18 protein-coding genes are annotated in these 18,420 nt (G+C 73.8%); 5 read left to right on the forward strand and 13 right to left on the reverse strand.

Annotated features, from left to right (window positions below):
* On the reverse strand, positions 1–1,092 hold a 1,092-nt coding region (locus tag AOK11_RS25540; RefSeq protein WP_055596092.1), incomplete at its 3' end, for a trans-sulfuration enzyme family protein.
* A gap of 60 nt (positions 1,093–1,152) precedes the next feature.
* Between AOK11_RS25540 and AOK11_RS25545 the strand changes: the two genes are divergently transcribed.
* The gene (locus tag AOK11_RS25545) at positions 1,153–1,644 is read left to right on the forward strand and encodes an Lrp/AsnC family transcriptional regulator (protein ID WP_055596078.1); all 492 of its coding nucleotides are present in this window, start codon (positions 1,153–1,155) and stop codon (positions 1,642–1,644) included.
* 32 nt (positions 1,645–1,676) lie between these two features.
* Positions 1,677–3,365 carry a DUF885 domain-containing protein gene (locus tag AOK11_RS25550; RefSeq protein ID WP_055596079.1) on the forward strand — a complete coding sequence of 563 codons (1,689 nt, stop codon included), beginning with the start codon at positions 1,677–1,679 and terminating at the stop codon, positions 3,363–3,365.
* A gap of 42 nt (positions 3,366–3,407) precedes the next feature.
* Here the strand turns inward: AOK11_RS25550 and AOK11_RS25555 are convergent, their stop codons facing one another.
* From AOK11_RS25555 to AOK11_RS25580, 6 genes are all read right to left on the reverse strand, one after another.
* The gene (locus tag AOK11_RS25555) at positions 3,408–4,253 is read right to left on the reverse strand and encodes an SDR family oxidoreductase (RefSeq protein WP_055596080.1); all 846 of its coding nucleotides are present in this window, start codon (positions 4,251–4,253) and stop codon (positions 3,408–3,410) included.
* Between the two features lie 156 nt (positions 4,254–4,409).
* Positions 4,410–7,403, reverse strand: a complete 2,994-nt coding sequence (locus tag AOK11_RS25560) for an AAA family ATPase (protein WP_055596081.1) — start codon at positions 7,401–7,403, stop codon at positions 4,410–4,412.
* Positions 7,400–8,563 (reverse strand): exonuclease SbcCD subunit D, encoded by a 1,164-nt coding sequence (locus tag AOK11_RS25565; RefSeq protein ID WP_055596082.1) that lies wholly within the window; start codon positions 8,561–8,563, stop codon positions 7,400–7,402. Before AOK11_RS25565 ends, AOK11_RS25560 begins: the two co-directional genes overlap by 4 nt.
* 159 nt (positions 8,564–8,722) lie before the next feature.
* Positions 8,723–9,349: a YigZ family protein gene (locus AOK11_RS25570; RefSeq protein WP_055596083.1), complete on the reverse strand. Its 627-nt coding sequence runs from the start codon at positions 9,347–9,349 to the stop codon at positions 8,723–8,725.
* A 62-nt stretch (positions 9,350–9,411) separates the two neighbouring features.
* The gene (locus AOK11_RS25575; RefSeq protein WP_055596084.1) at positions 9,412–9,996 is read right to left on the reverse strand and encodes a SixA phosphatase family protein; all 585 of its coding nucleotides are present in this window, start codon (positions 9,994–9,996) and stop codon (positions 9,412–9,414) included.
* Positions 9,993–10,799, reverse strand: coding sequence for a cysteine--tRNA ligase (locus AOK11_RS25580; RefSeq protein ID WP_055596085.1), 807 nt, complete (start codon positions 10,797–10,799; stop codon positions 9,993–9,995). Before AOK11_RS25580 ends, AOK11_RS25575 begins: the two co-directional genes overlap by 4 nt.
* A gap of 134 nt (positions 10,800–10,933) precedes the next feature.
* On the opposite strand from AOK11_RS25580, the gene AOK11_RS25585 reads away from it, so the two are divergent.
* A complete protein-coding gene (locus AOK11_RS25585; RefSeq protein WP_055596086.1) occupies positions 10,934–11,341 on the forward strand; it encodes a CoA-binding protein in 408 nt (135 codons plus the stop codon).
* 133 nt (positions 11,342–11,474) lie between these two features.
* Here the strand turns inward: AOK11_RS25585 and pspAB are convergent, their stop codons facing one another.
* From pspAB to AOK11_RS25600, 3 genes are all read right to left on the reverse strand, one after another.
* Positions 11,475–12,077, reverse strand: a complete 603-nt coding sequence (gene pspAB / locus AOK11_RS25590; RefSeq protein WP_055596087.1) for a PspA-associated protein PspAB — start codon at positions 12,075–12,077, stop codon at positions 11,475–11,477.
* Between the two features lie 22 nt (positions 12,078–12,099).
* Positions 12,100–13,014: a zinc metalloprotease HtpX gene (gene htpX, locus AOK11_RS25595; RefSeq protein WP_055596093.1), complete on the reverse strand. Its 915-nt coding sequence runs from the start codon at positions 13,012–13,014 to the stop codon at positions 12,100–12,102.
* 335 nt (positions 13,015–13,349) lie between these two features.
* Entirely contained in the window at positions 13,350–13,709 is a 360-nt protein-coding gene (locus AOK11_RS25600) for an ArsR/SmtB family transcription factor (RefSeq protein WP_055596088.1), read from the reverse strand.
* Between the two features lie 61 nt (positions 13,710–13,770).
* Here AOK11_RS25600 and AOK11_RS25605 point away from each other — a divergent pair, with 61 nt between their 5' ends.
* A complete protein-coding gene (locus tag AOK11_RS25605) occupies positions 13,771–14,880 on the forward strand; it encodes a cation diffusion facilitator family transporter (RefSeq protein ID WP_055596089.1) in 1,110 nt (369 codons plus the stop codon).
* A gap of 57 nt (positions 14,881–14,937) precedes the next feature.
* Here AOK11_RS25605 and AOK11_RS25610 read toward each other — a convergent pair whose 3' ends face one another.
* Both AOK11_RS25610 and AOK11_RS25615 read right to left on the reverse strand, forming a co-directional pair.
* Positions 14,938–15,495, reverse strand: coding sequence for a YbaK/EbsC family protein (locus tag AOK11_RS25610; protein ID WP_055596090.1), 558 nt, complete (start codon positions 15,493–15,495; stop codon positions 14,938–14,940).
* 279 nt (positions 15,496–15,774) lie between these two features.
* Positions 15,775–16,596, reverse strand: coding sequence for an acyltransferase (locus tag AOK11_RS25615; RefSeq protein WP_055596094.1), 822 nt, complete (start codon positions 16,594–16,596; stop codon positions 15,775–15,777).
* Positions 16,597–16,704: 108 nt separating this feature from the next.
* Here AOK11_RS25615 and AOK11_RS25620 point away from each other — a divergent pair, with 108 nt between their 5' ends.
* Complete coding sequence (locus tag AOK11_RS25620) at positions 16,705–17,238, forward strand: gamma carbonic anhydrase family protein (protein WP_055596091.1); 534 nt, start codon at positions 16,705–16,707, stop codon at positions 17,236–17,238.
* 36 nt (positions 17,239–17,274) lie between these two features.
* Here AOK11_RS25620 and AOK11_RS25625 read toward each other — a convergent pair.
* Positions 17,275–18,420 (reverse strand): phosphoketolase family protein (locus AOK11_RS25625; protein ID WP_167353833.1); only part of this gene is annotated, 1,146 nt, incomplete at its 5' end.

Here is an 18,420-nt window from a genome sequence, read left to right on the forward strand (position 1 = left end):
GCCGACGGAGAGCCGCAGCAGCCGGTCGTCGACTCCCGCGGCCCTGCGGTCGCCGGCGTCGACGATGCGGTGACTGATGGACGCCGGGTGCTGGATGAGGGAGTCCACGCTGCCGAGGCTCACCGCCGGGGTGATCAGCCGTACGCCGCCGATCACCTCGTGCGGGTCCCCGTGCACCTCGAAGGAGACCATCGCCCCGCCGATGCGCGGGTAGTGCACCCGGGCCACACGCGGGTCGGCGGTGAGCCTGCGGGCGAGTTCGGCGGCACTCGCCGAGGCTGCCCGTACCCGTACCGGCAGTGTCGACAGTCCCCGCAGCAGCAGGTAGCCGGCCAGCGGATGCAGTACGCCACCGGTGGCGAACCGTATCTGCCGCAAGCGCCCCGCGAACTCCTCGTCGCAGGCCACCACGCCGGCCAGGACGTCCCCGTGCCCGCCGAGGTACTTGGTGGCGCTGTGCAGCACCAGTCGCGCCCCGTGCTCGGCCGGACGCTGGAGGACGGGCGTGGCGAAGGTGTTGTCGACGAGCAGCGGCACGGAGCCGCAGTCCCGGGCGAGTGCCCGCAGATCGACCTCGGCCAGGGTCGGGTTGGCCGGTGACTCCACCAGCACCAGACCGGTGTCGGGGCGCAGCGCGTCGGCGACCCCCGCCGGGTCGGTCCACGTCACCTCGGAGCCGAGCAGCCCTGCGGTCAGCAGGTGGTCGCTGCATCCGTACAGGGGGCGTACGGCGACGACGTGGCGCAGGCCCATGGAGCCGCGCACCAGCAGGACGGCGCTGAGCGCGGCCATGCCGCTGGCGAAGGCGACGGCGGCCTCCGTGCCCTCCAGGCGGGCCAGGGCGGTCTCGAAGCGGGCGACGGTCGGGTTGCCGAGCCGGCCGTAGACGGGCGGGCCGTCCGGTTCCGCGCCGGTGGCGGCGAAGGCGTCGATCCGGGCGGCCTCACCGCGGCTGTCGTAGGCGGGGTAGGTGGTGGACAGGTCGATCGGCGGGGCGTGCAATCCCTGCCGGGCCAGGTCGTCCCGGCCGGCGTGCACGGCCTCGGTGTCGAGTGCTCTCGTGGTGCTGCGCGTGCCCATGCGTACGTCCATGCCCCGAAGGGTGAACACCGGCCGGGCCGCGGGAACCGATCTCCGTGTTACGTTCGGCCGGTGGCTGATTCCGTCGTACTGGATCCGGTGGACCTTCATCTGCTGCGACTGTTGCAGAACGACGCCCGGACGACGTACCGGGACCTCGCCGCTCAGGTGGGGGTCGCGCCGTCGACCTGTCTGGACCGGGTGGCCCGGCTGCGGCGCTCCGGCGTGATCCTCGGGCATCGGCTGAAGCTGGACCCGGCCAAGCTGGGACGAGGGCTCCAGGCGCTGCTGTCGGTGCAGGTCAGACCGCACCGACGGGAGCTGGTGGGGCCGTTCGTGGAGCGGATCCGGGCGCTGCCGGAGTCGCTGACCGTCTTCCATCTGACCGGGCCGGACGACTATCTGATCCATGTCGCGGTCGCGGACATGGCGGATCTGCAACGGCTGGTGCTGGACGAGTTCACCTCGCGGCGGGAGGTGGCGCGCGTGGAGACGCGGCTGATCTTCCAGCAGTGGGACTGCGGTCCGCTGCTGCCCTCTTCGCCCTCGGCTCAATCCGGGTGACGTCCGGCGGACCGCGTACCAGGATGGTCGCCATGTCTGAGACCAACAGCCCGCTGCCCCGCGAGGTCGCCGACGCCTACGTCGACGACCTCATCGCCCTCGACCCGGTCACCGGTACCTATCTCGGCGTGCAGGAGAGCTACAGCCGCCTGCCCGATCTCTCCCCCGCGGGCCAGGCCGCGCTCGCGGAGCTCCAGCGGGCCACGCTCGCCCGGCTCGACGAGGCCGAGGCCCGGCCCGGCGCGGACAGCGACATCGAGCGCCGCTGCGCCCGGCTGCTGCGGGAGCGGCTCACCGCGGAGCTCGCCGTGCACGAGGCCGACGAAGGTCTGCGCTCGGTCGGCAACCTGGGCACCGCCGCCCACTCGGTGCGAGAGGTGTTCACCGTGACGCCGACGCGGACCGAGGAGGACTGGGCCGCGGTCGCCGAGCGCCTGCGCGCGGTACCGGCCGCGCTGGCGGGCTACCGGGAGTCCCTCGCGCTCGGCCTGGAGCGCAAGCTGTACGCGGCGCCGCGGCCGACCGCCACGTTCGTCGAGCAGCTCACCGAGTGGGCGGACACCGGCGAGGGCCGGGGCTGGTTCGAGGACTTCGCCTCGCCGGGCCCGGACGCGCTGCGCGCGGAGTTGGACGAGGCGGCACGTTCCGCGACCGCGGCCGTGGTGGAGCTGCGGGACTGGATGCGCGACGTGTACGCGCCGGCGATCGAGGGCGCCCCCGACACCGCGGGCCGGGAACGCTACGCCCGCTGGTCCCGCTACTACAACGGCACCGACCTCGACCTGGACGAGGCGTACGCCTACGGCTGGGCCGAGTACCACCGGCTGCTCGGCGAGATGAAGAAGGAGGCCGAGAAGGTCCTGCCGGGTGCCGAGACGCCGTGGGTGGCGCTGGCGCACCTCGACGAGCACGGCCGGCACATCGAGGGCGTCGACGAGGTCCGTGACTGGCTGCAGGGCCTGATGGACCGGGCGATCGACTCGCTCGACGGCACCCACTTCGAACTCGCCGAACGGGTACGGAAGGTGGAGTCGCGGATCGCCCCGCCGGGCAGCGCGGCGGCGCCGTACTACACGCCCCCGTCGGAGGACTTCTCCCGGCCCGGCCGCACCTGGCTGCCGACCATGGGGCTGACCCGCTTCCCCGTCTACGACCTGGTGTCGACCTGGTACCACGAGGGCGTCCCCGGCCATCACCTCCAGCTGGCGCAGTGGGCGCACGTCGCCGAGGACCTGTCCCGCTACCAGGCCTCCGTCGGCATGGTCAGCGCCAACGCGGAGGGCTGGGCGCTGTACGCGGAGCGGCTGATGGACGAGCTCGGCTTCCTCGCGGACGCGGAGGAACGGCTCGGTTACCTGGACGCGCAGATGATGCGGGCCGCCCGGGTGATCGTCGACATCGGCATGCACCTGGAGCTCGAGATCCCGGCGGACTCGCCGTTCCACCCGGGCGAGCGCTGGACGCCGGAACTGGCCGAGGAGTTCTTCGGGGCGCACAGCAGTCGTCCCGCGGACTTCGTGGAGAGCGAGATGACCCGCTATCTGACGATCCCCGGGCAGGCCATCGGCTACAAGCTCGGCGAGCGGGCCTGGCTGCTGGGCCGGGAGAACGCCCGCAAGCGGCACGGCGACGCCTTCGACCCCAAGGCGTGGCACATGGCGGCGCTGTCCCAGGGCTCGCTGGGCCTGGACGACCTGGTGGACGAGCTGTCGGCGCTGTGAGCCGGGCCGTCGGCGGCCGGAGCCGGGACGGCTCGACCGGCGTCAGCGCCGGAAGCCGCCCTCGGAGTCGATGACCTGACCCGTGACCCAGTCCGCCTCGTCCGTGGCCAGCCACGCGATGAGGCGGGCGGGGTCGTCGGGCATCCCCCACCGTCCGCCGGGGAAGCGTGCGGCGACGGCGTCGTAGGCGTCGCCGGTGAGGTAGCCGGTGTCCACCGGGCCGGGGTTGACGGTGTTCACCGTGACGGCGTGCTCGGCCAGCGTGGTGGCCAGGGAGCGGGTGATCGAGGCGAGCGCGCCCTTCTGGAGGGCGTAGGCGATCTCGCCCGGCATCCCGCCCGCGATGTCCTGCCCGGAGGTCATCATCGTCACGCGCCCGCCCCGGGTGCGCGGGGGCAGAGCGGCCCGGTGCCGGGCATGGGCCTGCACGAGCAGCAGCACCGAGCGGGTGTCGACGGCCCAGTGGGCGTCGAGCATCGCGGTGTCGATCGTGTCGAGGGTGCCGTCACCGCCGCTGAGGGCGTGGTTGGCGACGAGGATGTCGAGCCGCCCGCCGAGTGCGGCGGTGGCCCGGTCGTGGAGTTCGGCGGGCACGGACGGGTCAGAGAGGTCGCCCGGACCTGACACCACCCGGGCCGAGGGATCGCCGAGGGCTTCCCGTACGGAGGCGGCCACGTCCTCGGGGCGGTCGGCGCCCCAGGGCATCGCGGCGTCGTGCGGCACGTGGTGGTGCAGGTAGACGCTCGCTCCGTGGGCGACGAGACGCCGGGCGACCGCGTGTCCGATGCCGCCGCGTCGGCTGGCCCCGGTGACCAGCGCGGTCCGGCCGCGCAGGGGCAGGGGATCGCGGCGGAGCTCTTCGGGTGCGGGGTGCGGAAGTGGGGGCATGGTCAGCCATGATGGCGGGGCGGAGTCCCCGGCGCACGCCGATATCGCGCCCTCGCCCCCACCGTGACGGCGACCGGCCCGGCGGCCCCCGTCCGACCGCCGCTCACGTTTCCACGGCCACCCCGACCGCGCCCGCTCGACCCGGCTGCGCTCGGCTCAGCCCACGCCGTGTATCCGTACCGTCGAGCCCGAGCGGCCCTTCACCACCGCGAGTTGGGCGTGGATGCGACGGCGCAGGTCGGGGACGTGGCTGACGATGCCCACGCTGCGGTCGCGTTCCCGCAGGGAGTCCAGGACGTCCAGCACCTCGTCGAGGGTCTGGTCGTCGAGGCTGCCGAAGCCCTCGTCGATGAAGAGGGTGTCCAGCCGGACCCCGCCGGCCTCGTCGGTGACGACGTCGGCGAGACCGAGGGCGAGGGCGAGCGAGGCGAAGAAGGTCTCGCCGCCCGAGAGGGTCGCGGTGTCCCGTTCCCGGCCGGTCCACGCGTCCACGACGTGCAGCCCGAGACCGCTGCGGCCGCGCCCGGTGCGGTCGTCGGAGTGCACCAGGGTGTAGCGGCCGGACGACATGCGGTGCAGTCGCGCGGTCGCCGCGGCGGCGACCTGTTCCAGGCGGGCGGCCAGGACGTAGGACTCCAGGCGCATCCTGCGTTCGTTGGCTGCCGAGGTGCCGGCGGTGAGGCCCGCCATGCGGGCCACCCGGTCGTACTCGTCGCGCAGCGGTGCCAGCCGGCGCGCGGCGGCGGTGGCCCGCGCGGAGAGCCGGTCGAGTTCGGCGCAGCGGCGGGCGGCGGCGTCGCGCGCGGAGGCCGCCTCGCGCACCCTGCGGTCCGCGTCCTCGGCGGTGCGCTGCGCGGCGGCGAGGTCGGCGGGGGGCTGCTGGGCGGCGGCCGCGGTGTCGGGCTCGGTGAGCGCCGCGCGCACGGCGGCCTCCTCCTGCTGCCAGGCGTCCAGCCGGTGCTGCAGTGCGCGGCCGGTGGCCGCGTCGAGCAGTGCCTCGGCCGCCGCCCGCGGGGTGTCGAAGCCGGCCTTGAAGGCGGCGTCCGCGAGCCTGGCGTCGGCGTGCTTGAGCCGCTGCGCGGTGCCCTCGACGAGCCGGACGGCGTCGGCGGCTTCGGCGAACCGCGCGGCGTCGCGCTCCAGTTGGGCGGCGCGTACGGCCACGCTGTCCGCGGCGCCCCGCGCCTTGGCCAACTCCTCCTTCAACGCGGCCTGTTCCTGGTCGAGGCGCTCGCGGACACCCGCCCGCGCGGCGGTGCGGACCGCCGCCTCACGCTGTGCGGTCAGCCGCCGCTCGTGCTCGTGCTCCGCCTGCCGCAGCCGCTCCTGCGCGGAGTGCAGCACGGAGGCCGCGTCCCGGGCCCGCGCGTACTGCCCCTCCAACTCCTCCACCTCATGGGCGAGTCGGTCGGTCGGGGTGTCCCCCGCCTCCGCTTTGGCGGCGGCCAGCGCCTCGCGGACGACGCCGAGGCGTCGTTCGTGGTCGGCACGGCGTTCCTCCGCGCTCTGGTGGGCGGCGAGGGCGCGCTCCTCCGTCTCGCGGTCGACGTGGCCGGCGTCCTTGCGGGCGGGGGCAGGGTGTTCGACGGCACCGCAGACCGTGCAGGGCGCGCCGTCGGTGAGGTTCGCGGCGAGTTCGGCGGCGATGCCGGCCAGTCGCTGTTCCTTGAGGTCGAGCCAGTGCTGCTTGGCCGCGAGTGCCCGCTCCTGGGCCGTGCGGGCCTGCTCGGCGGCGCGGTCGGTGTCCCCGGCCAGCCGGTCCCGCAGCCGTGCGGCGTTCAGCCGCTGGTGCGCGGGGTCGCGCCGCACCGCGAGTTCGCCGGCCCTGGTCGCGGCCTCCTGCGCGGACTCGATGCGTGCCTGGAGTCCGTTCCGGGTCTCCTCCCAGCCGGTGAGCCAGGCGTCCGACTCGTCCAGCACGTCGTCGTCGGCGCGCTCCTGGCGGTCCAGGCCGGCCCGTTCGTCGAGGAGTTCGGCGAGCCGTCGCTCGGCGCGGCGGGCCGACTCGAGGCCGCCCAGTTCCTCGGCGGCCCGGCGCGCGGCGGCCGTGAGCCCGGCCGCGCCCGCCTCCTTGTGGGCCTCGGGGAGCAGGGCACGCGTGCGCGCCTCGGCGTCGGCCGCCTCCCGGTGTTCGGCGTCGGCGGACTCCCGCAGTTCCAGTGCGGGGGCGACCGCCTCGGCCTTGCGGGAGCGGTCCAGGAGCGTCTGCGCCTCCTGCCGGGCGCCGGCCCCCTCCGACAGCCGCGCCGCGCGCTCCCGCGCCTCGGCGAACCGCCGTTGCAGCCGGTCCCGTTCGCGTACGTCGTCCAGTGACCGGTCGGCGGCGGCCTGCGCGGATTCGGCGGCGGTGAGACGGCAGCGGGCGACGGTGAGCTGTTCGCGGGCGGTGCTGCGGGCGACGGCGGCCGCGGTCAGCACGCTCTCGGCCAGTCCCGGTTCGCCCGGCGCCAGGTCGTCCAGCCGCATCGCCTCGCCCGCGGCCTGCTGCATCCGGTGCGCGTCGGCGAGCAGGTCCGCGTCGCCGTCCCGCACCCGGGACTCGGTGGCGCGGCGGCGCTCCGCGAGGTGCTTCTCCACGTCGGCGAAGCGGCGGGTGTCGAAGAGCCGGCCGAGCAGCTTGCCGCGCGCCTCGGCGTCGGCGCGCAGGAACCGCGCGAAGTCGCCCTGGGGCAGGAGGACGACCTGGCAGAACTGCTCCCGGCTCATGCCGAGGAGCTGGGTGATCTCCTCGCCGATCTCCTGGTGGGAGCGGCTGAGGTCCTTCCATGACCGGGCCGCCGGGTCGTACGCGCGCAGCCAGGTCTGCGCCTTGTCGAGGGTGGTGCCGGTGCCGCGCTTCTTCGGGCGCTGCCAGGGCGGTTGCCGGGTGACCTCGAGCCGGCGTCCGGCGACGGTGAGGTCGAGGGTGACCTCGGTGCGGACGGCGGGAGCGGCGTGGTCGCTGCGCAGCGTCATGCCCTGCCCGCTCTGCCGGGCGCCGGGGACGGATCCGTACAGGGCGTAGCAGACCGCGTCGAGTATCGAGGTCTTGCCGGCGCCGGTGGGGCCGTGCAGCAGGAAGAGGCCCGCGGCGGACAGTTCGTCGAAGTCGACGGTGAGCGAGCCGCCGAAGGGCCCGAAGGCGGTGAGGTCGAGCCGGTGCAGCCTCACCGCTCCACCTCCCGTACGGCCTCGTCGGCGCGGACCGCGTCGATGGCGTCCCGCAGGACGGCCCGCTCCCGCTCGTCGGGGCCCGCGCCGCGCACGTGGGCCACGAAGTCCTCCGCGATCTGCTGGTCGTCGCGGTCGGCGAGGCGGTGGGCGTAGGACACCGCGGGGTCGCCGGGCGCGCGTTCGGGTGCGAAGACGAGGCTGAGGGTGTGCGGGAAGCGTTCGGTGAGCCGGGCCATGGGGTCGGCCGGGCGGACCGGGTCGGTGAGGGTGGCCTCGACCCACGCCTCGCGGTGCGGCTCGAGCCCGGGGTCGGCGAGCAGCTCCTCCAGGGTGCCGCGGATCCGGGCGAGGGCGCGCGGCACCGGGCAGTCGATCCGCTCGGCGGTGACGCCGCCGTCGGCGGCCAGGTCGACGAGCCACATGCTCTTGCGGTGGTCCGCCTCGGAGAAGGAGTACGGGAGGGGGGAACCGGAGTAGCGCACGCGCTCGGTGAGGGTCTGGCAGCCGTGCAGATGCCCGAGCGCCACGTAGTCGACGCCGTCGAACACTCCGGCGGGTACGGCGGCGACCCCGCCGACGGTGATGTCCCGCTCGCTGTCGCTCGGTGTGCCGCCGGTGACGAAGGCGTGCGCGAGGACGACCGAGCGGGTGCCTCGCGGACGGGCGGCGAGGTCGGCGCGGACCCGGTCCATGGCGGCGGCGAGCACTGCCTCGTGGCTCGCCTTCTCCACCCCGAACTCGTCCTTGACCAGGGCCGGTTCCAGATAGGGCAGGCCGTAGAAGGCGACATCCCCGTGGCGGTCGGACAGCATCACGGGGGTACCGCTCGCCGAGGGGGCGGTCCGCAGGTGGATGCCCGCGCGCCCGATAAGTCCGGCGCCGACGCCGAGGCGGCGGGCCGAGTCGTGGTTGCCGGAGATCATCACCGTCGGCACGCCCAGGTCGGCGAGGCGGTGCAGGGCGTCGTCGAACAGCTCCACCGCGGCGAGCGGCGGCACGGCACGGTCGTACACGTCTCCCGACACGACCACCGCGTCGACGGCGTGCTCGCGCACGGTCGCCACGAGGTGGCCGATGAACTCGGCCTGGGCGCCGAGCATGCCGACCCGGTGGAACGCCCGGCCGAGGTGCCAGTCGGAAGTGTGCAGCAGTCTCATGACCCCCGAGAGTAACGGCCGGGTCCGACAGCACGGCCGGAAACTCCTGTATCGCCCCGTCATGACCGAAGCCACTTACGCCCGTTCTGTACGACAAACAACCGATATGACGTCATGAGTCGATGAGGCGCGCGGTTGCGGTGAGGCGCGCGGTTGCGGTCACACGTCGCCGTACGTCTCGCCGCCCGGTTCGAAGCGGGCGGTTCCGGCGGTCGCGTCCGCGAGCCAGGACCGGAAGGCGTCCACGTCAGTGTCCGGGAGGGCGATCTCGATCGCGACCTCCTCGCCGTAGCGCACGTCCCGCACCTCGCGCCCCGTGGAGCGCAGGTCGTTCTGGACCTTGCCGGCCCGCTGGTGGTCGACGGTCACGGTGGCCAGCCGGAACCGGCGCCGGGTGAGCGTGCCGACGGTGTCCAGCGTCTCGCCGACGACCCCGCCGTACGCGCGGATGAGCCCGCCCGCGCCGAGTTTGACCCCGCCGTAGTAGCGGGTGACGACGGCGACGACGTACCGCATGTCGCGGCGCAGCAGCATCTGGAGCATCGGGACGCCCGCGGTGCCGCCGGGTTCGCCGTCGTCGCTGGCCTTCTGGACGGAGGCGTCCGCGCCGATGACGTACGCCCAGCAGTTGTGGGTGGCGTCGGCGTGCTCCTTGCGGACGGCGGCGACGAACTCCTGCGCCTCCCGCTCGGTGGCCGCCGGGGCGAGCGCGCACCGGAAGCGGGAGCGGTTGATCTCGGTCTCGTGCACACCCGCGCGGGCGACGGTGCGGTACTCGTCCTGCATCCGGCCAGCCTATGCGCAGCCGTCCGGGCGGGCCGCCCCGGCCGGGAGCGGGCGGGAAGCGCCTACCGCACGGGACCCCGGGGCACGGTCATCGCGGTCAGCAGGGCGGCGCCGGGGGCGAGGTCGGACCAGTCGGCGCCGCGCCAGGACAGTACGGCGACCGCGGAGGTCGGGAACTTGGTGCGGACCCGGTCGAGGGTGTCGTCCGCGCCGTCGCCGGCCAGGGTCAGGACGAGGTCGGCCAGGCCCGGGTTGTGGCCGATCAGCAGCAGGGTGCCGACCTCGGCGGGCGCCTCGCGCACCACGGCCAGCAGTGCGGGGACCCCGGCCGCGTACAGCCGGGACTCGTACCGGACCGGCGGGGGCGTGTCCCACTCCGCCGCCGCCAGTTCCCAGGTCCGGCGAGCGCGTACGGCGGTGGAGCACAGGGCGAGGCCGGGCGGGCCGACGGTGTCGGCGATCGCGCGTCCGGCGGCGGGTGCGTCGCGCTCGCCCCGCGCGGCGAGCGGACGGTCCCGGTCGGGCACGCCCTCGGGCCAGGCGGACTTGGCGTGCCGCAGCACGACCAGCCGACGAGAGGGAGCGGCCCCGCCCCGCCCGGTGGAGGTGCTTCCCGCGGGCCCGGGTCCGCCGGGGAGCCCGGTCATGACAGGGCCCCCAGGGCCCGGGTGAGGTCGAGGCCGAGCAGCCGGTCGGCGTAGGCGTACGTCTCGAAGCGGGCTCCGTCCGGCACCTCCGGATCCTGCTCCACCGCGCGGAGCACGCGGAGTACCCCGACCGCGTCCAGGTCGTCCTCCCAGGCGGTGCGCAGGTCCACGCGCACCGTGTCGGGGATGGGCCGTGAGGGGCGGTGCGCCCAGGCGGCGACGGCGCCGCGCCAGCGCTCGAGGGTGCCCGCGGCCTCGTCCAGGGCGGCTTGGTCGAGCCTCAGCGGGCTGCTCCTGGGGTGTGTGAGCAGGGCGAGCCGCAGGACGGTCGGCTCGGTGGGGCGGTTCGGGGCGGGGAGGCCGGTGGGACCGGTGGCGTCCGGTGCGTCGCCCCCCAGCCCTTCCTGGTGGACGGGTGCGACGGCGACACGGACTCCGTCGGGTGTCGCGCCACCCTCGCTCACCACGTGCAGGACCTGGGCCTCTCCCAGCCCCGGACCGGTGTCCCGGCCCTCCTCGAAGGGCCGTACGCCGAGGGCGGCGCCCGCCGCACGCAGTTCGGGCAGATCCCGTTCTCCGTCGAGCAGCGCCCACACCGGGGTACCGCCGAGTTCCAGGGCGCGCACGAGCAGGTCGGCGACGAGCAGCACGCGCAGGTTCGTCGGGTCGAACCCGCGCGTGTGGGCCTCGACACGGGTGAGGCCCCGCCGGGCGGGGGTGGCGTCCACGAGTTCGCCGGTCCGGGCGTCGGTGATGCGCAGCACGAGGTGAGCGTAGGCGCACAAGCGGGCTCGCGCAGTCATCTCGCACGCTTTTCGGGAACGCCGTGGCTTCGGAACGTACCCGCGGCCCGGGAATCACCCCGTGCTGCGGTTCGTTGCGCGTAGGACGGATCCGTACGGATCCCTTACGACTACGACGCTCCAGGAGGCCCGCGGTGTACGGCGACGAGGCAACGGTCCACAAGATCCTCACCGGGCTCGGCGACACCTGGGCCGTGGTGGGCCTGTCGTCGAACCGGCAGCGCGCGGCGTACGGCGTCGCCCAGGTGCTGCAGCGCTTCGGCAAGCGTGTGGTGCCGGTGCATCCGAAGGCCGAGACGGTGCACGGCGAGCAGGGGTACGCCTCGCTCGCGGACATCCCCTTCGAGGTGGACGTCGTGGACGTGTTCGTGAACGGCGAACTGGCCGGGGCGGTCGCGGACGAGGCGGTGGCCAAGGGGGCGAAGGCGGTGTGGTTCCAGCTCGACGTCGTCGACGAGGCGGCCTACGAGCGGACCCGCGCCGCGGGCCTGGAGATGGTGATGGACCGCTGCCCGGCGATCGAGATACCGCGCCTGGGCTAGGGCCGACGCCGGTGTGTTCGCCGTCTTCCAGGCCCTGTTGCCGGCGGCATCGCAGCAGTTCGACGGCTTGCGAGCGCTGCCGAGCAAGTGGCGTCGGGGCCGGGGACGGCCGAGGCCGCTCCGGCGACGGGCCTCAGGGCCGGGGCCCCGCGAGACCTGGGGCGCCCCACACCGGGAACCAGCGGGCCAGATCGGACTCGATGCGCAGGTCGTCCGCGAGGAGCGCCCTGATCTGGAGTTCCAACGCGTTGTCGCGCCGCTCCGTTCCGTCGGGGAGCGGCGCGAAGGGATAGAAGGTGCCACGCTTGTAGAGATAGACCAGCGCCAGGGCCCGATGATCCGATGTGGCCCGGAACCCGACCAGGGAGCAGAGGAGCTGCGGGCCGAACCCCGCGTCCTGGAGGAGCGTGTTGACGGCGTGCAGATCGTTGACCAGTGAGGCGGTGTCGTCGGCGGTGTGACGGACGAGGAGCCATGTGTACCCGTACGCGTCCTTGGTGTACTCGACGGGTGTGCCGCCCCGGCCGGTGTCGGCGTCGAGCAGGTCCCGTACCTCCTGCTGGAGCCGGTCGAAGGAGCCGCCCTCCACGCTCGCGAAGCAGACCGATCCGGTCCCGGTCGGAGTGAACCCCGCCCCCGCCTGCACGGTGATCGCGGCCGAGGGCAGGCTGAAGAGCTGGTCGAGGTCCGGGCGAACCGGTTTGCTGCGACCGAGGATGACGTCCAGGAGTCCCACCGCGCAGTACCTCCTTGAATCGTCATGCCCGGCCGAGCTGGGCCGAGATCCGGCCGAGTTGGTCGAGACGCTGTTCGAGGGTGGGGTGGGAGGAGAGCAGTCGGCTCAGGCTCTCCTTGGAGGAGAAGGCCGGTGCGAACCAGAAGGCGTTGAACGGCTCTGCCCGGCGAAGATCCTTGGTCGGAATCCTTGCCATCTCGCCGGTCACCTTGGTGAGCGCGGACGCGAGTGCGGACGGACGGCCGGTGAGCAACGCGGCGGAGCGGTCGGCGGACAGTTCCCGGTAGCGGGACAGCAGCCGGGTCAGCAGGAAGCTGAACACGTACACGACGGCGCTGACCAGGGGGATCAGGAGTGTCACGAGGGCGGTGGTGCTGTCGCGGCTGGTGCGGCCGAGCCCGGTGTACAGCGCGGCGCGGGTCATGAAACCGGCCAGGACGCCCAGGAACGACGCGATGGTCATCACGGCGACGTCCCGATGGGCGACATGCGACAGCTCGTGGGCGAGGACGCCCTCCAGTTCCTCCGGTTCCAGGCGGCGGAGCAGACCCGTGGTGACGCACACGAGGGCCGATCCCTCGCTGCGGCCGGTGGCGAAAGCGTTCGGCAGGTCGCTGTCGGCGATCGCCACCCGAGGCTTGGGCATGTCGGCGAGGGCACAGACACGGTCCACGGAGCCGTGCAGCCCGGGAGCCTGCTCGGGGGTCACCTCGCGCGCCCCCATGCTGAAGGCCGCGATCCGGTCGCTGAACCAGAACTGCGCGATGAACAAGGTGCCCGCGATCAGCAGGATGACGGGCCACGCGTTCCGCAGGAGTGCCAGCAGGACGCCGACGAAGACGACATAGAGCAGCCCGATCAGGAACATCGTCGTCACCATGCGGGTGGTGAGTCCTCGGTCCGGAGCGTACCGCGACTGCGACCGGGTCTTGGGCATCCGGATCACCTCCAGCGGACATGCACTGCCGCACTGCACATCCCTCTCCTGCAAGTGTGCCCCTTCCGCGCACGGCCGGGACGGGCCCCGGCCCAGGTCGGTTGCGGTCCCGCCGGGAGGGCGGGACCCGGCACGGGGCCTGCCGGACCGGGCCGAGGCGCACAGTGCGATTCCCGCTTCGGCGGGGAGCGCCACCGCCTCTCCCACCAGGAGCCGAGGGGCGGTCACCAGTGGCCTGCCCACACCCGTTGCCGGTCCGAGCGGCCCTGCGTCCCGGGCACCGCCCTCCGAGCACTGAGCGGCGCCGGAACGGCGGGGGTGCCCTGCTGATGCCCTCAGTCGTGCGGGGGCCGGTCGCTCAGCCGGTGGTCGGCGACGTTCAGCGCCTCGTCCACCAGGCGCCGCAGATGTCCGTCGCGCAGTGAGTAGACCACCCTGCGGCCCTCCTTGCGGGTGTCCACCAGCCCCGCGAGGCGCAGCCGCGCCAGATGCTGGCTGACCGCGGGCCGTGCCGCCCCGCACACTTCCGTGAGCGTGCCGACGTCGGCCTTGCCGCCGGCCAGCGCGTGCAGCAGGGTCAGCCGGGTGCGGTCGCCGAGGAGGGCCAGGAGTTCCGCAGCGAGCGCGAACTGCTCGTCGCCGAGGGTGCGCGGGTGCGCATCGTGCGCAGGTGACAGGTGCATGCGTGCGCTCATACGCACATAATGGCCCCGTGGGCGGCGGCACGTCCACCTCGCGCACCGGAAGGGGATCCACGTGAGCGACCGGCACGAGCACGGCCAGGACCGGAAGCCCGGACATCCGCACAGCCACAGCCACGAGCAGCCGCAGGGGCACCCCCACGAGCACTCCGGCGCGTCCCCACGCCACCACGGCCGTCTCCTGCCCGGCCACCGTCTCCGCCATCTGCTCACCCCGCACTCCCACGAGACCGCGGAGAAGCTCGACTCCGCCCTCGAGTCCTCGGCCCGCGGCCTGCGGGCGCTGTGGGTCTCGCTGGCGGTGCTCGGCGCGACGGCGCTGGCACAGGCGGCCGTGGTGGCCGTCTCGGGCTCGGTCGCGCTGCTCGGCGACACGGTGCACAACACCGCGGACGCGCTGACCGCCGTACCGCTCGGGATCGCCTTCGTGCTGGGCCGGCGGGCCGCGACCCGCCGCTTCACCTACGGCTACGGCCGGGCCGAGGACCTGGCGGGCATCGTGATCGTGCTGACGATCGCCGCCTCCGCGGCCTTCGCGGGCTGGACGGCGGTGGACCGGCTCCTCGACCCGCGTCCGATGAACCACGCGCCGGTGGTGGCCGTCGCCGCACTCGTCGGGTTCGCGGGCAACGAGTGGGTGGCCCGCTACCGCATCCGGGTCGGCCGGGCCATCGGCTCGGCCGCACTGGTCGCCGACGGGCTGCACGCCCGGACGGACGGGTTCACCTCACTCGCCGTACTGCTGGGCGCGGGCGGGGCGGCCCTGGGGTGGCAGCTCGCCGACCCGATCGTGGGACTGGCGATCACGACGGCGATCGTCCTGGTGCTGCGGGACGCGGCGCGGGAGGTGTTCCGGCGGCTGATGGACGCCGTCGACCCGGCGCTCGTGGACCGGGCCGAGCAGGCGTTGCGGCAGGTTCCCGGGGTGCGCGGGGTGGGCGAGCTGCGGCTGCGCTGGATCGGACACCGGCTGCGGGCCGAGGTGGCGGTCGTGGTGGACGGCGGGGCGACCGTGCGGGAGGCCCACCGCATCGCGGTCGACGCCGAGCACGCCCTGCTGCACGCCGTACCCCGGCTGACCGCGGCCCTGGTCCACGCCGACCCGGAACCCGCCCCGGGTGAGCACGACCCGCACCTGCTCCTGGCCCACCACGCGGCGGCATGACCGGTACGGCCGGTGCGACTCGGCCGGCCCGGCGCGATCTCCGGGAGCACCAGGGGATCAGACCACTCCCAGCCCCTCCAGCACGACCGCGCCGGGCAGTTCGGCGAAGGCCTTGCCCGGTACCAGGAGCTTGCCCTGCCGGCGCCCGCTGCCGACGAGCACGTACGGCAGGTCGACCACGGCCGCGTCCACGAGTACCGGCCAGTTCGCGGGGAGTCCGATCGGGGTGATGCCGCCGTACTCCATGCCGCTCTCCCCCGTCGCCGTGTCCATCGGAGCGAACGACGCCTTACGGGCCGCGAGTTGGCGGCGCACGAGACCGTTGACGTCGGCCCGGGTGGTGGACAGGACGACGCAGGCGGCGAGGGTGGTCTCGCCACCCCGCTTGCCGGCCACGACCACGCAGTTCGCCGAGCGCTCGAGGAGGTCCCGGCCGTAGTGCTCGACGAAGACGGCGGTGTCGGCCCAGCGCGGGTCCGTGTCGACGTAGAGGATCTGCTCGGCGGGGACGCTGCCGCTCCAGGCGCGGACGGCCGCGGCGACCGGCGCGGTGAGTTCGTCGAGGCAGTCGGGGACGGGGGTGGCGTGGTCGAAGGTGCCGATGGGTGCGCGCATGGCGGCACGGTAACAGTCGTGCGGCGGCCGTCGGCGGGGGTCTCGGCACGTGGGCGGGACCGGGACCGTCGTGATCGTCTCCGTCGTTTCGCCACCGTGGTCGCCGTAGCCGTGCGAGGCGCCGGCCCCGGTGTGCCGGAGGCGTACGACCTGGTCGGGGAGGACGGTACGGACCTTCGGTCCCTGCTCGTGGTCGAGCGGGGTCCGGCTGCGGTGCGGCGCACCCGGTCGTTCACCGGACTGCGCTGCCGTTCACCGGACTGCTCCACGGGCCGGGCCTCAGCTCCCGGGCTCCAGCTCGACCAGCCGGTTCGCGCCGTCCCCGGCCGGCCGGTGCGGGCCTTCCTCGTCCAGCTCGGCGAGCCGGGCCACGGCCTCCTCGTCCAGCGCCGACAGCGCCCGCAGCTGCTCCGGTGTGACGCCCTCCGGGATCGGCACCGGCGCCGGCGTGCGCAGCGGCGGCTGCCACCCCTCGTCGGGAGTCCAGCGGCGTACGACCCGGGCCGGGGCGCCCGCGACCACGGCGTGGTCGGGAACCGTGCCCCGTACCACCGCGCCCGCGGCCACCACCACGTTCCGCCCGATCCGGGCGCCCGGGAGGATCACCGCCCCGGTGCCGATCCAGCAGCCGGGACCGATCTCCACCGGGTCCATGCGCGGCCACTGCTTGCCGATGGGCTCGTGCGGATCGTCGTAGGAGTGATTGGTGGACGTGATGTAGACGTACGGCCCGAAGTAGCAGTCGCTGCCGATCGTGACGGTGGTGTCGGCGATGACATGGCTGCCCCGGCCCAGGACGACGCCGTCGCCGAGGCGGAGGATCGGGTGGGGACCCAGCTCGAGGCCGGGCATCAGACCGGCGGTCAGGGTGACCTGTTCGCCGATGATGCAGTGGGCACCGAGATGGATCCAGGGTTCGCCGAAGACGGTGCCGAGCGGGAAGGCGAGCCTGGTACCCGTACCCATCGCGCCGAAGCGGAGGCGGCCGGGATGCTCGGCGGTCACCGAGCCCGTGCGCTGCACCCAGGCCCAGCCCGCGTGGACCGCGCGCTGCGCGAGGCGGCGCGACCAGGACGAGAACGTGTTCCTGCTTTTCGGCACCCGCTCACCGTAGTCGCCGGGCGTGGCACCCACGCATCGCGCACCCTGTGATCTTCACCCCACCGCTCTGGCGTACGGTGCCTGTCATCACCCGACCAGGAGGCGACGATGACGCACGAGGCGCTGATCACCGGCATCGGCGACAGGCACCCGCAGGTGGACCCGACCGCCTTCGTGGCACCCACGGCCGCGGTGATCGGTGACGTGACGCTGGGGGCGGGCGCGAGCGTCTGGTACGGCGCGGTCCTGCGCGGTGACGTGGAGGCGATCTCGGTCGGCGCGAGCAGCAACGTCCAGGACAACTGCACCCTGCACGCCGACCCGGGTTTCCCCGTCACGGTCGGCGAGCGGGTCTCCGTCGGGCACAACGCCGTGGTGCACGGGGCGACGGTCGGGGACGACTGTCTGATCGGCATGGGGGCCACGGTGCTCAACGGCGCGGTGATCGGCGCCGGTTCCCTGGTGGCCGCGCAGGCGCTGGTGCCGCAGGGCATGGAGGTGCCGCCGGGCTCGCTGGTCGCGGGGGTCCCGGCGAAGGTCCGGCGGGAGCTGACCGAGGAGGAGCGCGCGGGGCTGACGCTCAACGGGACGATGTACGCGGAGCTGGCGAAGGCGCACCGCGATGTGCACGGTGCGCCTTAGAGCCTGCCCGGGACAGTGGTGGGCGGGCCGGGACGCTCAGGCGTTCCAGCTCCACTCGGCGACCTCGGGCAGGTCGGTGCCGTGGGCGCGGATCCAGTCGTGGTGCCGGGTGCGGGCGTCGGCCATCCGCTGGCGTACGGCGGCGGCTCGGACCGCGAGGCCCGGGACGCGGTCGATGACGTCCATGACCAGCCGGTAGCGGTCGAGGTCGTTGCGGACCACCATGTCGAACGGCGTGGTGGTCGTGCCGGACTCCTTGTATCCGCGGACGTGCAGGTTCTCGTGCCCGGTGCGCCGGTAGGCGAGGCGGTGGATCAGCCACGGGTATCCGTGGTAGGCGAAGATGACCGGCTTGTCGGTGGTGAACAGGCCGTCGTACTCGAAGTCGGTCATGCCGTGGGGGTGTTCCCCGCGGGGCAGCAGCCGGGTGAGGTCGACGACGTTGACGACGCGGACCGCCAGGTCCGGAAGGTGACGGCGCAGCAGCTGCGCCGCGGCCAGCACCTCCTGGGTGGGCACGTCCCCCGCGCAGCCCAGCACCACGTCGGGCGCGCCGTCGTTCTCGGTGCCGGCCCATTCCCAGATCCCGGCGCCGCGTGCGCAGTGGACGCGGGCCGCGTCCATGGACAGCCAGTCGAAGCAGGGCTGCTTGCCGGCCACGACGACGTTGACGTAGTCGCGGCTGCGCAGCGCGTGGTCCGCGACCGACAGCAGGGTGTTGGCGTCCGGCGGCAGGTAGACCCGGACGACCTCGGGGCTCTTGTTGAGCACGTGGTCGACGAAGCCGGGGTCCTGGTGGGAGAAGCCGTTGTGGTCCTGGCGCCACACGTGCGAGGTGAGCAGGTAGTTGAGGGAGGCGATGGGGGCGCGCCAGGGCAGTTCGCGGGAGGTCTTCAGCCACTTGATGTGCTGGTTGACCATCGAGTCGACGATGTGCACGAACGCCTCGTAGCAGGAGAACAGGCCGTGCCGTCCGGTGAGCAGATAGCCCTCGAGCCAGCCCTGGCAGAGGTGTTCGGAGAGGATCTCCATCACCCGGCCGTGCGGGTCGAGGTGCTCGTCGACGTCGAGGGTGCCGGCCTGCCACGCCTTGCCGCTGGCGTCGTAGACGGCCTGCAGCCGGTTGGACGCCGTCTCGTCGGGGCCGACGATCCGGAAGTCCCGCCGGCCGGCGGTGTCCTC

It is taken from the genome of Streptomyces hirsutus, assembly GCF_001418415.1.
GTDB classification, from domain to species: domain Bacteria; phylum Actinomycetota; class Actinomycetes; order Streptomycetales; family Streptomycetaceae; genus Streptomyces; species Streptomyces hirsutus.

Coding starts and splice junctions, on each gene's coding strand:
- AOK11_RS25565 (WP_055596082.1), bottom strand. CDS start 8,563: ATGAGACTGCTGCACACTTCCGACTGGCACCTCGGCCGGGCGTTCCAC.
- AOK11_RS25600 (WP_055596088.1), bottom strand. CDS start 13,709: ATGAGCGCACGCATGCACCTGTCACCTGCGCACGATGCGCACCCGCGC.
- AOK11_RS25620 (WP_055596091.1), top strand. CDS start 16,705: ATGACGCACGAGGCGCTGATCACCGGCATCGGCGACAGGCACCCGCAG.
- AOK11_RS25580 (WP_055596085.1), bottom strand. CDS start 10,799: ATGACTGCGCGAGCCCGCTTGTGCGCCTACGCTCACCTCGTGCTGCGC.
- htpX (WP_055596093.1), bottom strand. CDS start 13,014: ATGCCCAAGACCCGGTCGCAGTCGCGGTACGCTCCGGACCGAGGACTC.
- AOK11_RS25570 (WP_055596083.1), bottom strand. CDS start 9,349: ATGCAGGACGAGTACCGCACCGTCGCCCGCGCGGGTGTGCACGAGACC.
- AOK11_RS25555 (WP_055596080.1), bottom strand. CDS start 4,253: ATGCCCCCACTTCCGCACCCCGCACCCGAAGAGCTCCGCCGCGATCCC.
- AOK11_RS25610 (WP_055596090.1), bottom strand. CDS start 15,495: ATGCGCGCACCCATCGGCACCTTCGACCACGCCACCCCCGTCCCCGAC.
- AOK11_RS25550 (WP_055596079.1), top strand. CDS start 1,677: ATGTCTGAGACCAACAGCCCGCTGCCCCGCGAGGTCGCCGACGCCTAC.
- AOK11_RS25575 (WP_055596084.1), bottom strand. CDS start 9,996: ATGACCGGGCTCCCCGGCGGACCCGGGCCCGCGGGAAGCACCTCCACC.